The organism is Jeotgalibacillus haloalkalitolerans, from assembly GCF_034427455.1.
In the GTDB taxonomy this organism is placed as follows: domain Bacteria; phylum Bacillota; class Bacilli; order Bacillales; family Jeotgalibacillaceae; genus Jeotgalibacillus; species Jeotgalibacillus haloalkalitolerans.
This window is the reverse complement of sequence record NZ_JAXQNN010000009.1, coordinates 42,464-56,757: the sequence shown is the minus strand read 5'-3', so window position 1 is coordinate 56,757 and position 14,294 is coordinate 42,464. Positions and strand designations below refer to the sequence as shown.

At 46.0% G+C, this 14,294-nt stretch carries 12 protein-coding genes and 1 pseudogene; 1 reads left to right on the top strand and 12 read right to left on the bottom strand.

Going from position 1 to position 14,294, the window contains the following annotated elements:
- Positions 1-537: 537 nt before the first annotated feature.
- The 7 genes from lysS to UFB30_RS16320 all read right to left on the bottom strand — a co-directional run bounded on the left by lysS (position 538) and on the right by UFB30_RS16320 (position 6,723).
- Positions 538-2,025, bottom strand: coding sequence for a lysine--tRNA ligase (gene lysS, locus UFB30_RS16350; RefSeq protein ID WP_322422744.1), 1,488 nt, complete (start codon positions 2,023-2,025; stop codon positions 538-540).
- A gap of 171 nt (positions 2,026-2,196) precedes the next feature.
- A complete protein-coding gene (gene folK / locus UFB30_RS16345) occupies positions 2,197-2,718 on the bottom strand; it encodes a 2-amino-4-hydroxy-6-hydroxymethyldihydropteridine diphosphokinase (protein ID WP_322422743.1) in 522 nt (173 codons plus the stop codon).
- A complete protein-coding gene (gene folB / locus UFB30_RS16340; RefSeq protein WP_322422742.1) occupies positions 2,719-3,081 on the bottom strand; it encodes a dihydroneopterin aldolase in 363 nt (120 codons plus the stop codon).
- A gap of 1 nt (position 3,082) precedes the next feature.
- The gene (gene folP / locus UFB30_RS16335) at positions 3,083-3,895 is read right to left on the bottom strand and encodes a dihydropteroate synthase (protein ID WP_322422741.1); all 813 of its coding nucleotides are present in this window, start codon (positions 3,893-3,895) and stop codon (positions 3,083-3,085) included.
- A 10-nt stretch (positions 3,896-3,905) separates the two neighbouring features.
- Positions 3,906-4,748 (bottom strand): aminodeoxychorismate lyase, encoded by an 843-nt coding sequence (gene pabC / locus UFB30_RS16330; RefSeq protein WP_322422740.1) that lies wholly within the window; start codon positions 4,746-4,748, stop codon positions 3,906-3,908.
- Positions 4,745-5,335, bottom strand: coding sequence for an aminodeoxychorismate/anthranilate synthase component II (gene pabA / locus UFB30_RS16325; protein WP_322422739.1), 591 nt, complete (start codon positions 5,333-5,335; stop codon positions 4,745-4,747). The genes pabC and pabA overlap by 4 nt, the downstream gene beginning before the upstream one ends.
- Complete coding sequence (locus tag UFB30_RS16320) at positions 5,332-6,723, bottom strand: anthranilate synthase component I family protein (protein WP_435390900.1); 1,392 nt, start codon at positions 6,721-6,723, stop codon at positions 5,332-5,334. The genes pabA and UFB30_RS16320 overlap by 4 nt, the downstream gene beginning before the upstream one ends.
- A 282-nt stretch (positions 6,724-7,005) precedes the next feature.
- Here UFB30_RS16320 and murB point away from each other — a divergent pair.
- Positions 7,006-7,905, top strand: a pseudogene (murB, locus tag UFB30_RS16315) (UDP-N-acetylmuramate dehydrogenase); the annotation flags it as partial.
- 280 nt (positions 7,906-8,185) lie between these two features.
- Here the strand turns inward: murB and cysK are convergent.
- From cysK to ftsH, 5 genes are all read right to left on the bottom strand, one after another.
- A complete protein-coding gene (gene cysK / locus UFB30_RS16310) occupies positions 8,186-9,109 on the bottom strand; it encodes a cysteine synthase A (RefSeq protein WP_322422737.1) in 924 nt (307 codons plus the stop codon).
- An 86-nt stretch (positions 9,110-9,195) separates the two neighbouring features.
- Positions 9,196-10,104, bottom strand: coding sequence for a peptidyl-prolyl cis-trans isomerase (locus UFB30_RS16305; RefSeq protein ID WP_322422736.1), 909 nt, complete (start codon positions 10,102-10,104; stop codon positions 9,196-9,198).
- Between the two features lie 3 nt (positions 10,105-10,107).
- Positions 10,108-10,986, bottom strand: coding sequence for an Hsp33 family molecular chaperone HslO (hslO, locus tag UFB30_RS16300; RefSeq protein WP_322422735.1), 879 nt, complete (start codon positions 10,984-10,986; stop codon positions 10,108-10,110).
- 14 nt (positions 10,987-11,000) lie between these two features.
- Positions 11,001-11,768 carry a type III pantothenate kinase gene (locus tag UFB30_RS16295; RefSeq protein WP_322422734.1) on the bottom strand — a complete coding sequence of 256 codons (768 nt, stop codon included), beginning with the start codon at positions 11,766-11,768 and terminating at the stop codon, positions 11,001-11,003.
- A gap of 395 nt (positions 11,769-12,163) precedes the next feature.
- Positions 12,164-14,185, bottom strand: a complete 2,022-nt coding sequence (gene ftsH / locus UFB30_RS16290; RefSeq protein ID WP_322422733.1) for an ATP-dependent zinc metalloprotease FtsH — start codon at positions 14,183-14,185, stop codon at positions 12,164-12,166.
- Positions 14,186-14,294: the final 109 nt, after the last annotated feature.

Below are 14,294 nucleotides of genomic sequence, written 5' to 3'. Positions count from 1 at the left end.
ATTAGGCACGCCGCCAGCGTTCGTCCTGAGCCAGGATCAAACTCTCCGTAAAGTGTTTGAAAAGCTCATGTCTTTTTATTTCGAAAAAGACTAAAAATCTTAAACGTTGACGTTTGGTTGTTTAGTTTTCAAGGTTCAAGTACTTCTCTTTAAAGCGTGTGTCGTTTTTTGGCGACTCAGTTATCTTACCATCTTTTCAAGCATGATGTCAACAACTTTTTTCACTTTATTTTTTGTCGCTGCCGTTTGTTATTGCGGCAACGAATAATAATATATCACGGCTTTTACATTGTGACAATAGTTTTTTATCAAAAAGGTAAAATTAATTTTAAGATTGTCTCAGCAGGTTTCATTGTCGAATATTCAGCTTTGTTTTGTCGTAGTAAGTTTCATGATTTTCACTGCATCCGGATTTCATAGCCAGTCACTGCATCTCAGGTCACAATCCCATCTGTTCCCCGAAGCATTTTGTGATCCGGTCACCAGCTGTGCAATCGTCATAAGAAAAACCGCTGCAAAGAGCAGCGGTTCAGATCATTAATCTCTGTGACGCATAAGCGGGAATAGCAGTACGTCTCTAATAGAAGGAGAATTCGTCAATAGCATCACCAGACGGTCGATCCCGATACCGAGTCCCCCTGTTGGCGGCATACCATATTCAAGTGCTTCAATGAAGTCATCGTCCATTTCATGTGCTTCATCGTTACCTTCTGCTTTTTCTTTCATTTGCGCTTCAAAACGTTCGCGCTGATCAATTGGATCGTTCAGCTCTGTAAAGGCATTTGCATGTTCACGACCGACAATAAATAACTCAAAGCGGTCAGTAAAGCGCTCATCCTCAGGGTTTTTCTTCGCAAGAGGAGAGATTTCTACAGGGTGACCGAAAATGAATGTAGGCTGAATGAGTGTTTCTTCTACTTTCTGTTCGAAGAATTCATTTACGATGTGACCATATTCCATATTGTCCTTAACATCGATTCCGTGTTCTTTTGCAAGTGCATGCGCCTCTTCATTGGACATCTCCTGCCAGAAGTCTACACCTGTTTCGTTTTTGATTGCATCTACCATATGGAGACGTGTCCATTTTGGTGTAAGGTCTACTTCGAAATCTCCGTAAGGAACGACCGTTGTTCCGAGTACTTCCTGAGCGATGTGCGCAACCATATTTTCAGTCAGATCCATAATATCGTTGTAATCCGCATACGCTTCATACAACTCGATCATTGTGAATTCAGGGTTGTGGCGCGTTGAGATTCCTTCATTACGGAATACGCGGCCGATTTCATATACCTTTTCAAGACCGCCGACAATCAGGCGCTTCAGGTGAAGCTCGATTGCGATACGCATGTAAAGCTCCATATCCAGTGCATTATGATGCGTAATGAATGGACGTGCAGCCGCTCCACCTGCAATTGAATGCAGCATTGGTGTTTCAACTTCCAGGTAGCCGTTGTTATCAAGGTAACGTCTCATTGACTGGATGATTTTACTGCGGGCGATAAATGTGTTTTTGCTGTCTTCACTTGTGATCAGGTCAAGATAACGCTGACGGTAGCGCTGCTCGACGTCTTTTAAGCCGTGGAATTTCTCAGGCAGCGGGCGAAGTGACTTTGATAAAAGCTCAAAGCTTGTTGCTTTAATTGAAAGCTCGCCTACTTTTGTACGGAAGATTGTTCCGTTCACTCCTACAATGTCTCCAAGGTCTGCAGTGTTGAAAAGCTCATATGCTTCTTCCCCTACAGCGTCTTTACGGACATAAAGCTGGATTTGACCCTGAAGATCCTGGATATGCGCAAAGCCTGCTTTACCTTTTCCACGCTTGGTCATGATACGGCCTGCAACTGTTACCTCGTGCGTTGTTTCATCGAGGTCTTCTTTTGAAAGCTCACCAAATTGTGATTTGATTTCTTCTGAAGCATGTGTACGGTCGAAGCGTTTACCGAACGGATCGTTACCCTGTTCACGTATTGCTTCCATTTTTTCGCGTCTGACGCGGAACTGGTCATTCAATTCTTCCTGACTCATGTTCGTCACTCCTTTTCGATGATTTATCTATGATTCAAATAATATCTCTGTTCTTTTTGAATACTTGTCTATTTTACACAATATAAATCGTGCGTACACCCCTAAAGGCTTTTTTCCCATACGAACGCCTTCTCCACAAAAAAACTGCCTGAGTTAAACGGCAGTTTTATCTTAGAGCGCTAAAAAGTTCTCTTTGCGCTGATAGACAGTTTCTTTCCATAGACGAACGCCTTCACTGCCAGTGTACTGCAGGAGCTCACTGACTGTACTTCCTGTTAAAGGGTGCACAGCTTCAGGGGCAATTTCATTTAATGGAACAAGAACGAAGCTGCGTTCGTGCATATACGGATGCGGAACGGTCAGCCTTTCTGATTGTATATTGTCTGTATTGTATAGCAAAATGTCAAGGTCTATAATACGGGGTCCCCAGTGAACTTTCCGCTCACGCCCAAGGGATTGCTCGATTTCCTGCGCTTTATTCAGTAAATCTTCAGCAGTCAGCTCAGTCTTCACTGCAACGGCAATATTCAAAAACACTTGCTGGTCTGTATAGCCGACCGGGTCTGTTTCATAAATGGAAGAAACGCTTTTCACTTCTATAGAAGGAACGCTATCGAGCAGCTTCACTGCTTCCTGAAGATTTTCTTTTGATTCACCAATGTTAGAGCCAAGGGATAAATAGGCTGTATGCATTCAGCCTCTGCTCCGGGTCAGTTCGATGGCAACCGAATTGTAGTGACCTGGTATTGGCGGGTCAGGCTTCACCACTTCAATCGTTACACGTTCTAATAAATCGAATTCTTTCAGCATGCGGGAAGCGATTCTATCAGCAACTGCCTCTACAAGCTTCAGCGGCTCGCCTTCCACAATTTCTTTACACACGTTATAGACATCTGCGTAATTGATGGAGTCATCCACGTTATCTGACTTAGCTGATTTTGACAGGTCCAGCTCTAGTACCGCATTCACGCGGAAGCGCTGGCCAAGCTTTGTTTCTTCAGTAAATACACCGTGGTAGCCGTAAAACTCCATTTCATTTACCTTGATTTTATCCATTTCATTCACCCTTTCCGATTAATGCATCCATTACACGGGTCATGCGGACAATTTCTTTTACATCATGAACGCGGACGATGTGGCAGCCTTTCTGTACGCCGTAGCACACGGTCGCGCCCGTTCCTTCAGTACGCTCTGCTGCCGGGAGATCCAGAATATTGCCGATCATCGATTTGCGTGATGTACCGAGCAGCACAGGATAGCCCATTGCAACAATGCGGTCTACCTCCCTTGTCACTTCAACGTTTTGTTCAAATGACTTGGCAAAACCGACGCCCGGATCTAATATGATCTGTTCATCTGTAACCCCGGCTGATTTTGCAATCGAAATACTCTCTTCAAGGTCACGCATGACGTCAGTAAGAAAATGCTCATAGTCACGCTTTTCCCGGTTATGCATTAAGATAATCGGCACGTTGTGTTTTGCAGCCACATCCGCGATAGCAGGGTCATATTTTGCACCCCAGATGTCATTGATGATCTGTGCTCCTGCTTTTACAGCCGCTTCTGCTGTTTGCGCTTTAAACGTGTCGATCGAGATAGGAAGATCCACTTCACGGCGCACCGCTTCGATGACAGGTACTACCCGCTCGATCTCTTCTTCAACTGATACCGGTGTATAACCCGGTCTCGTTGACTCGCCGCCAATATCGATGATGTCAGCGCCGTCTTCAGCCATTTGCTTCGCATGCGCAACGGCTGCATCTACTGTATTGAACCTGCCCCCATCTGAAAATGAATCGGGCGTTGTATTTAAAATTCCCATTACATATGTTTTCTTCGTAAAATCCAGCGTATACGCTCCCGCCTTCATTTGATTCACCTCATTCAACTGACGCTATCTCAAGATTTGTCTTTTGCTGATACTCAGATTTCAACTGAGTGTAAACAGGTCCATCTCCAGGGAAGTCCTGACCTTCAAAACGTGTGATCGGAACAATTTCCTGTATGGAATTTGATAAAAACCATTCATCTGCTCCTTGTGCTTCTTCCGGTGTGAAGCGACCCTCTTTTACTGGAATGCCGCCAGCCCGCGCAAGTGCAAGGACCATTTTTCTTGTGATCCCTTCAAGCATACCGGTTGAAAGGTCCGGCGTATAAAGCGTACCGTCCTTAACCCAGTAGACGTTTGATGCGAGTCCTTCTGAAATCACACCGTCTTCAGTGAGGAAGATGCCTTCTGTTTTCGAATCCGTTACTTCCTTTCTCGCAGCCAGGTTATTAAAATAATGATGCGATTTCAGTCTGATTTCTGTCTCAGGTGTATTGCGGCGCAGCTTCAGCCACTGTGCGTGACGTTCAGCAGGCGGAGGGGTCAGCGGTTTTTGAAGCAGCATAACCATTGGCTCCGTGTAAGGGGATGGATCAAGTCCGATCCCTCTTACACCGGCAGACACATTTAAACGGAAGTAGCCGTCTGCACCGCCGTTCGCCTCTCTCAGCTCACTCACCATCTGCTTGATTCCAGCTGTCGTCAATTTAGCTTCGATTCCCATCTCACCAAACGCAAACTGCAGCCTTTGCAGATGATCCCCAATTAAAAAGGGATACCCATTATAGGTGCGGAACGTCTCGAATGCACCCATCCCGTACAAAAAGCCGTGATCAAACGGTGAGATACGCGCGTCTGCTTCCTCTATGATTTCTCCATTTAACCAGAGCTTCATACGCTTTCTGCCTCGCGGACGCGGTAAGCATCAAGGAAATTCCGTAGCAGTTTTTTACCCTGGTCGGTCATAATGGATTCCGGATGGAACTGTACGCCTTCAACCGCAAGTGTCTGATGGCGGATCCCCATGATTTCACCCTGATCGGTCCAGGACGTAATGAGTAACTCATCCGGCAGCGTGTGCTTTTCTACGATCAGTGAATGATAGCGCGTCGCAGTAAACGGCATCGGCAGATCCTGATAGACACCTTTTCCATCGTGATACATTTCTGACGTTTTGCCGTGCATCAGGCGTGTTGCACGTACAACATTACCGCCAAACACCTGTGCGATCGACTGATGACCGAGACATACGCCGAAAATCGGAATTTTACCGGCAAACGCCCGGATTGCTTCAAGGCTGATTCCCGCTTCATCCGGGCTGCACGGCCCCGGTGAAATCATCAGGAAATCAGGATTCAGCTCTTCAATTTCTTCAATCGTGATCTCGTCATTACGCTTTACGACAAGCTCTTCTCCAAGCTCACCTAAAAATTGAACAAGGTTATACGTAAATGAATCATAGTTATCAATCATTAAAATCACTGCGATGTCACTCCTTCCGCCTGATCTTTTGCCTGCCAGAGCGCACGTGCTTTTTTAAGCGACTCTTTATATTCCCGTTTCGGGTGGGAATCTATGACAACGCCTGCCCCTGCCTGCACATGGGCCTGTCCATCTTTTACAAGCATGGTACGGATTACGATATTTAATTCCAGATCTCCGTTAAAGCCGATCCAGCCGATTGAGCCCGTATACAGCCCCCTTCTCACCGGCTCAAGCTCTTCAATGATTTCCATCGTACGGACTTTCGGTGCACCTGTAATCGTACCTCCCGGAAATACCGCTCTGATCACATCCGCTTCATCATACTGTTCATCCAGTGTGCCGCGGACGTTCGAGACAATATGCATCACGTGTGAGTACTTTTCAATGACCATGAATTCGTTCACTTCCACACTGCCATACTGACTCACTCTGCCAAGATCATTGCGCTCAAGATCCACAAGCATCACGTGTTCAGCACGTTCTTTTTCATTATGAATCAGTTCATTTGCAAGTGACTGATCCTCTTCAGGCGTCTTTCCACGGGAGCGCGTCCCTGCAATCGGTCGTGTGCTCAGCTCAGTTCCTGCTTTTTTCACTAAAAGCTCAGGGGAAGCAGAAGCAATCTGCATATCCGGCAAATGCAGGTAAGACATATACGGTGATGGGTTCAGCTTACGCACTTCCCGGTACACATCAGCCGCCTCCACTGCAAGCGGCTTGGATTGACGGACAGAAAGGTTTACCTGAAACACATCACCCTGCGCAATATACTGACGGATCGCTTCAGCCGCTTCACAGAATGATGCTTCTTCCATCGAGACTGTCATGTCATCAGCACTTTCGCGCGGCGCGGTTCGCTCAGGCGCAGCTGATGTTTCAGATGATTTCCACTGATCCACGAAATGTTCAAGCTTTTCATCCGCAGGCTCAGCGTAATGATGCAGCACCATAAAATAAAGCGTTCCAGTCTCATGATCAAAGACCATCCATTCATCAAAAATTAAAAAGCATACATCCGGCAGTCCGAGGTCATCCTCTGCAGATGCAGGCAGTTTTTCAATTGAACGCACATAATCATAGCTGATATAGCCGATCGCACCTCCCTGAAAATCCGGAAGCTCCGCAATCGGCTCCGTACGATATGGGGACATCCACTCAAGCAGACTTTTCAGCACGTCTCCCTCAAGCGTTGTTTCTTCACCGTTTTCAAAAACAGAAAGCCGGTCATTCTTCCCGCTCGCCCAGGCGAATGGCTTTATGCCCGCAATACTGTAACGGCCGCCCCTGCCACTTTCTAAAAACAGGTGGCGTTCCTCATGCGCAGCCATTTTCTGCGTTGTATAATAAAATGTATCTAAAGTTGTTTTAGTCGTTTGATAAGTAATTGTATATGAACTCAAGAAGTTTCACTCCCAGTAGCAGACTCTTTCTCAATCATACACGAAACAATTCATCAGGTGGTACAGGGACATCTGATAAAAAATTGACGTTTTCGCATAATTTCCATATACTTTATTCATTAAAGCGGCTCCTTTCAGCAGGCTCTTTTCTGCAGGAGGAGCTTTTGTATGTAACGATGAATCGGCACAGCTGTGATGGAAGCGTCAAAACGCGGAAATCAGCAGCCGGTTTTAATCTAAATCGCGAACGTCCCTTGCAAACTGTGACTATACTTACAGAAAGCAGAATTACACAGGAGGCACAATATGATTCAAAAGAATGTACCTTTGAAAGATTATACGTATACAAAAATCGGCGGGAATGCAGATTACCTTGCCATTCCGGAGTCAATTGAAGAATTGACAAAAGCCGTTACCTTTGCGAAAAAAAATAACCTCCCATGGATGGTGCTCGGCAACGGATCAAATGTATTGATCCAGGACGGCGGCATTGAAGGGCTCGTTATTTTAACCACGTCACTAACGAACATGACAATAGACCATGAACAAATCACCGTGCAGGCAGGCGCACCGATCATTGAAGTATCAAGAGCCGCACACGATCACTCACTGAGCGGACTGGAATTCGCATGCGGGATTCCGGGAAGTGTCGGTGGGGCCATCTATATGAATGCCGGCGCTTACGGCGGAGAAATCAAGGATGTGTGCACACACGTAACCGTCCTCACTCCGGAAGGCGACGTTGAGAGACTGCCCGCTGAAGAAATGGCATTTGATTACCGCACAAGTGCAATTCCGGATAAAAACTGGATTGTGCTTGAGGCAGAGTTCGTTCTTGAAAAAGGTGAACAGCACGTCATCAAAGCAAAAATGGATGAGCTCACATACCTGCGCGAATCCAAGCAGCCGCTCGAATACCCGTCATGCGGCAGCGTGTTCAAACGGCCACCGGGTCACTTTGCAGGAAAACTGATTCAGGATTCCAACCTGCAGGGCGTACAGATCGGCGGCGCCCAGGTGTCACTGAAGCATGCCGGATTTATCGTAAATAAAGGTGATGCAACTGCGAAAGATTACCTGAACCTTGTGAAGCATGTTCAGAAGACGGTAAAAGAAAAATTTGGTGTTGATTTGGAGAAGGAAGTCCGTGTGATTGGCCGGACTTAAATAGAATTGGAGCCGGAACTTGTCCTTTGGGATGGGTTCCGGTTTTTTGTTGGGGTGTGGCAGCTCGAAACGAGACAGAATGGGCATAGTCCAAAAGGTACTTTTCTACGAACCAAGGCTGTTTTTCTAAGAACTAACCTGTTTATTCTACGAACCAACACGCCATTTCTACGAACACAGCATGTTATTCTACGAACATCACCGTCTATTCTAAGAACACCCTTCTACCTACTAATAACCCAAACAAAAAGCAGCCCCCGCCAAGGGACTGCCATCAACATCAATCTTCAAACTGATAAAGCGGTGTGCTCAGGTAGCGTTCGCCGTTACTCGGAATCACTGCCAGCACTTTTTTACCTTTACCCATTTTCTTTGCGACTTCAAGCGCTGCGTAAATTGCTGCACCGGATGAAATCCCACCGAGAATACCTTCTTCTCTTGCTGCTCTTCTTGCCGTTTCAAATGACTGGTCATTGGTTACCTGAATGACTTCATCATAAATTTTTGTATCGAGAATATCAGGAACAAATCCTGCACCGATTCCCTGGATTTTATGAGGGCCAGGGTTTCCACCCGACAGGATTGGTGAATCTGCAGGCTCTACCGCATAGATTTTCACATCTTTATAGTGATCTTTCAGCACCTGACCTGCACCAGTGATCGTTCCGCCGGTACCGATTCCAGATACGAAAGCATCCAGCTGCTCCATTTGTTCAACGATTTCTTTACCCGTTGTGCGGCGGTGGATTTCAGGGTTTGCTTCATTTTTGAACTGCTGAGGCATAAAGTACCCTTTTTCTGCTGCAAGCTCTTCTGCTTTTTTAATGGCACCCTTCATTCCGTCCGGGCCCGGTGTCAGTACGAGCTCTGCACCATATGCGCGCAGCAGATTTCTTCTTTCCATACTCATCGTCTCCGGCATGACGAGCACTGAACGGTAACCTTTCGCTGCAGCAATCATCGCAAGACCGATCCCTGTGTTACCACTTGTCGGCTCAATGATTGTGTCACCTTCCTTCAGGTTGCCGTCACGTTCAGCGGCTTCAATCATCGAAAGAGCAATACGGTCTTTTACGCTGCTGCCCGGATTCATATACTCAAGCTTCAGGTAGACCTCTGCTGAGTTTTCATCAGTCAGCCGATTTAATTTTACGATTGGCGTCTGCCCTACTAATTCAGAAATATTATTTGCAATGCGTACCATTTTCCTCACTCCTAATCCCTAGTAATGTGATCGGTTTTACATACTGCAAATGTAACAATTAACATTTAAAATTTCAACTATTTTGATTATTCAACCGGGCCGTAGAACCAGTCAATTGAGTATTCATCCCAAAAGGATTCAGCGGTTACCGGTGTACTCATTTGCTCAAGTGCCAGCTGACGCTCAATCTTACCGCGAACTTCTTCAAATTCAAAATCAACGCCCGGCACCTCTTCATGAAGATAAACAATTGTCAGTCCATCAGCCGTTTGAAAAGCATCTGAATATTCACCTGGTGATACGCTTTCTGCTGCATCTAAAATGGCCGTATCTACTGTATCTGTATTTTCCGGAATAAACCCGAGCTGGCCTCCCTGACTGGCAGTAACAGGATCAATGGACCGCTCCCTCGCGACCGCTTCAAACGAGGATCCATTCTCTAATTCTTCAAGTGCTTTATCAGCATCTTCCTGAGTCGGCACTACAATTTGAGAAAGCCGGTACATCGCAGGCACTGAATAAAGTGATTCATTCTCTTCATAGTATGTACGCAAATCTTCTTCAGACAGTTCCGCTTCAGTTGTAATCAGCTTCTCTAAAATTAATTCGGTTTTCAGTTCCTGTTTTAGCACATCTTCATTCGGCAGTGAAGCCTGATCATAGACATTCAGGACAGAACGCAGCATGGATAATTCCTGATCCAGCTCTTCTTCTGATACGGCTACGTCATAATTCTCTGCTGACTGCTCCATGACTGACTGATTGATCAGCTGCTGAAGCACTTCTTTTCCGTGGCGGACTTCAATGGCATGCAGCCATTCCTGACGCGTGATTTCATCATCACCGACCTGAGCGACCACCTCTGCCTCAGCAGAAGGTGGTGCTCCGTCTTTTGTGATCCAGCCAATCAGAAATATCAGATTCGTCACCATCAGAAAACCAATGATATATAAAAGCGGCTTAGCTTTAAGTCGTCTTTTACGAACCTCAGCCATCTCTTAGTTCGCCTCTTCTAAAAATGCTTCTAATTCTTCTTTCGTGTAATCATACGTTTCGCGGCAGAAGTGACATTGCGCTTCTGCTTTCCCATCTTCCTCGATCATCGCACGGATTTCATCCTTACCAAGACCAACGATGGCATTGCCAAAACGTTCTTTTGAACAGTTGCATTCAAATGAAACCGGCATTGAATCAAGCACACGTACATTCCCTTCTCCCAGTACCGTTTCAAGTACCTCTTCCGGAGAGAGCCCATCCTGAATCATTTTTGAAACAGGAGGAATTGTGCTGAGACGCTTTTCGATTTTCTCGATCGTCTCTTCATCTGCACCAGGCATCAGCTGAATAATGAATCCGCCAGCTGCAAGAATCGAATTATCAGGATTGACAAGCACCCCGACCCCAACTGATGACGGCACCTGTTCTGATGAAGCAAAATAGTAGGTGAAATCTTCGCCAAGCTCCCCTGAGACAAGCGGTACCTGACCTGTAAAGTTATCACGCATACCAAGGTCTTTCACGATGGTAAGAGTTCCTTCTGTACCAACAACCCCTCGCACATCAAGCTTACCCTGTTCGTTCAGTTCTTTATGCGTCTGCGGATTTGTTACGTATCCTCTTACTTCACCCTTAGCATTACTGTCGACTAAAATCATGCCGAGCGGGCCGTTTCCTTCAACTTTTACAGTTAACTGGTTGTCACCCTTCAGCATTGCGCCCATCATAACTCCTGCAGTCATTGCTCTGCCGAGTGCAGCAGAAGCAGTCGGCCATGTATAGTGGCGGTCCTGCGCTTCCTGTACAGCAGCAGTTGTATTTACAGCATATGCACGTACCTGATCATTATAAGCAAGTGCGCGTATCATATAATCTTTCATTGTAAAATCTCCTTTCATTCGGCGTTGCGTTTGTATATTAACTGAAGTCCCTTTAAAGTCAAAAACGGATCAACAACATCTATAATATCTGATTCCTTGGCAATAAGTGAAGCAAGACCGCCTGTAGCAATCACAGTAACCGGTTCACCGGCTTCTTTTTTCATACGTGACACGATACCTTCAACCTGCCCCACGTAGCCGTAAACAATACCGGCCTGCATCGCAGAAACTGTACTTTTCCCAACAACTGTTTCAGGACGCGCGATCTCAATTCTCGGAAGCTTTGCTGCTTTCGAATACAGCGCTTCTGTTGAAATGCCAATCCCTGGCGCAATCACGCCACCCATATACTGGCGGTTTTTATTAATATAGCAATACGTTGTAGCCGTACCGAAATCAACGATGATCAGCGACCCGCCGTGCTCTTTAATACCAGCTACTGCATTCACAATCCGGTCCGCACCGACTTCTTTCGGGTTATCGTATTTAATATTCAAACCAGTCTTCATCCCCGGTCCTACAACGAGCGGCTTCAGATGAAAATACTTCTGGCTCATCCGCTCAAGCGGAAACATCACCGGCGGCACAACAGAAGAAATAATAATACCATCGAAATCCGAAAAAGTAAGTCCGACATGCTCAAACAGATTTTTCACAAGCATGCCATACTCATCCTCAGTTTTATGACGATTCGTCTCAACCCGCCAGTGATAGCGAAGCTCCTCTCCTTCATAAACCCCTAATACCGTGTTGGTGTTCCCAACATCCAATACAAATAACATCTATTATTCACCACGCCTTATTAGAATACACACTGCAAACATTTTACCATATTTAGAAAAGCGGAGGGAGGCGTTTAGCTCTGACAGGCATGTAGAGCGGGGACCTGCCGCCGGAATGTGATCTGACATTGTCCGGATATGACCTAAGATTATTCGAATCCCACCTGAAAATCCGCTAATGCGACCCCAAAAACTCGCCCAGAGCCCGCTAAAACAAATGTGATCCCAGTTTCGCCGGATGTGACCTCAATTTCCCGGGAAATGAACTGATATTCAGGAAATGCGACCTCAAATCCAGCCGCTCAGACGCCTTTCGTCTACACGCCAATCAGTCAAAAAATCCGCGGCCCCGTTTACGCGGAACCGCGGATTCAAGCATCTGCTAATGCAAATGATTATTCTTTATTACGACGATCCTCGTCAGAAGATGTGCCTTCTTTCGATTCTTTCAGCAGATCTTCTGAAGATTTCTCTTCATCGTTAATCTCACTGTCAGTCGTTACAGACGTTTCGTCTGATTCAAGTTCTTTTGACTCTTCTGTGATATCTTTACGGTCCTCACCATTCCCCTGATCGTAGTCACGCTCAGGCAGTGTTCCGTGATCCACAAGATGTCTGATCTGTTCAGCATCAAGTGTTTCAATATCAAGAAGCGTTTCAGCGATCAGCTCAAGCTTTTCACGATTCTCAGTCAGAATCGTTTTCGCCCGTGCATAGCACTCTTTAATAATGCGCTGAATTTCTGTATCAATATCGTAAGCGATCTGATCAGAATAGTTCTGCTCACTGTTAAAGTCACGTCCAAGGAATACCTGACCCTGGGCCTGACCGAACTGAAGCGGTCCAAGCTTATCACTCATACCAAATTCAGTTACCATACGGCGGGCAATGCCTGTCGCACGCTGGAAGTCATTGTGTGCACCAGTTGATACTTCTCCGAAGATAATATCCTCTGCTACACGGCCGCCAAGGAGACCTGTGATTTTATCGAGCAGTTCAGGTTTTGTCATGAAGTAACGATCTTCTTTTGGAAGCATGACAGCATATCCGCCTGCCTGACCACGTGGAACGATGGTTACTTTGTGAACCATATCGGCTTCATCCAGTACAACACCGATAATCGTGTGTCCTGCTTCGTGGAAAGCAACGATTTTTCTCTCTTTTTGAGAGATGACACGTGTTTTCTTTGCAGGACCGGCAATGACGCGGTCTGTCGCTTCATCGATGTCACTCATATCAATTTTCTTCTTATCACGACGTGCAGCGACAAGTGCAGCCTCGTTCAGCAGGTTTTCAAGGTCTGCTCCTGAGAAGCCAGGTGTACGCTGGGCAATCGCTTTTAGATCAATGTTTTCTGCAAGCGGTTTGTTTCTTGCATGAACCTTCAGGACAGCTTCACGGCCTGTTACATCAGGACGGTCTACTGTGATCTGACGGTCGAAACGTCCTGGACGCAGTAATGCAGGGTCCAGAATATCCGGTCTGTTTGTTGCTGCAATCATGATGATTCCTTCGTTTCCACCGAAACCATCCATTTCAACAAGCAGCTGGTTCAATGTCTGTTCACGCTCATCGTGTCCACCGCCAAGACCGGCGCCACGCTGACGTCCAACTGCATCAATTTCATCAATGAAAATAATACATGGTGCATTTTTCTTCGCATTTTCAAACAGGTCACGTACACGTGATGCCCCGACACCGACAAACATCTCAACGAAGTCTGAACCGGAAATCGAGAAGAACGGTACGCCTGCTTCACCTGCTGCTGCACGTGCAAGCAATGTTTTACCGGTACCCGGAGGCCCGACAAGCAGAATCCCTTTTGGAATACGTGCACCGACATCAGTAAATTTACGGGGATCCTTCAGGAAGTCAACAACTTCAACAAGCTCCTGCTTCTCTTCGTCTGCCCCTGCAACGTCCTTAAAGCGGACTTTTTTCTTTTCTTCAGTATAAAGCTTCGCCTTACTCTTACCGAAATTCATGACACGGCCTCCGCCGCCACCCTGAGCCTGGTTAAGTAAGAAGAAGAATAGGATGAAGATAATCACAAATGGAATAATCGTCGTCAGGAATGTCACCCAGCCGCTTGTTTCAGGGGCTTTCAACACATTCACTTCAGTATTATTCGCCTGCGCTACCTCATCAATGGTTTCAAGTGCTGAACTTTCAAATGGAATGTTTGTAAGGAAGTACTCGGTTTCTTCATAGCCTTCAAGCTGTCCGCGTACATTATAGACATTTCTGTCCGGCTGAATTTCAATCTCCGTTACTTCACCACTATCAAGCGCATTTAAAAATTCACCATATGTGAGTTCCTCATTTGGCTGGTTCCCATTGTTAAATAGGCCAATAATACCAATGATGACGAGGAAAATAATCAAATAAAATATCGTATTTCGAAATATACGGTTCATCCCTTACCTCCTCCCACGGTCAAGAAAACTAATATCAATACTATCATAGTAAAATAAAGCGTGACAACCAATAAGCATGCTCAGTGAATGCGCTCGCTTACACTCTATT

What these genes read in the sequence shown, in the direction of transcription:
- lysS (WP_322422744.1), bottom strand. Translation starts at nt 2,025, where the DNA reads ATGAGTCAGGAAGAATTGAATGACCAGTTCCGCGTCAGACGCGAAAAA.
- folK (WP_322422743.1), bottom strand. Translation starts at nt 2,718, where the DNA reads ATGCATACAGCCTATTTATCCCTTGGCTCTAACATTGGTGAATCAAAA.
- folB (WP_322422742.1), bottom strand. Translation starts at nt 3,081, where the DNA reads ATGGATAAAATCAAGGTAAATGAAATGGAGTTTTACGGCTACCACGGT.
- folP (WP_322422741.1), bottom strand. Translation starts at nt 3,895, where the DNA reads ATGAAGGCGGGAGCGTATACGCTGGATTTTACGAAGAAAACATATGTA.
- pabC (WP_322422740.1), bottom strand. Translation starts at nt 4,748, where the DNA reads ATGAAGCTCTGGTTAAATGGAGAAATCATAGAGGAAGCAGACGCGCGT.
- cysK (WP_322422737.1), bottom strand. Translation starts at nt 9,109, where the DNA reads ATGGTACGCATTGCAAATAATATTTCTGAATTAGTAGGGCAGACGCCA.
- UFB30_RS16305 (WP_322422736.1), bottom strand. Translation starts at nt 10,104, where the DNA reads ATGGCTGAGGTTCGTAAAAGACGACTTAAAGCTAAGCCGCTTTTATAT.
- hslO (WP_322422735.1), bottom strand. Translation starts at nt 10,986, where the DNA reads ATGAAAGATTATATGATACGCGCACTTGCTTATAATGATCAGGTACGT.
- UFB30_RS16295 (WP_322422734.1), bottom strand. Translation starts at nt 11,768, where the DNA reads ATGTTATTTGTATTGGATGTTGGGAACACCAACACGGTATTAGGGGTT.
- ftsH (WP_322422733.1), bottom strand. Translation starts at nt 14,185, where the DNA reads ATGAACCGTATATTTCGAAATACGATATTTTATTTGATTATTTTCCTC.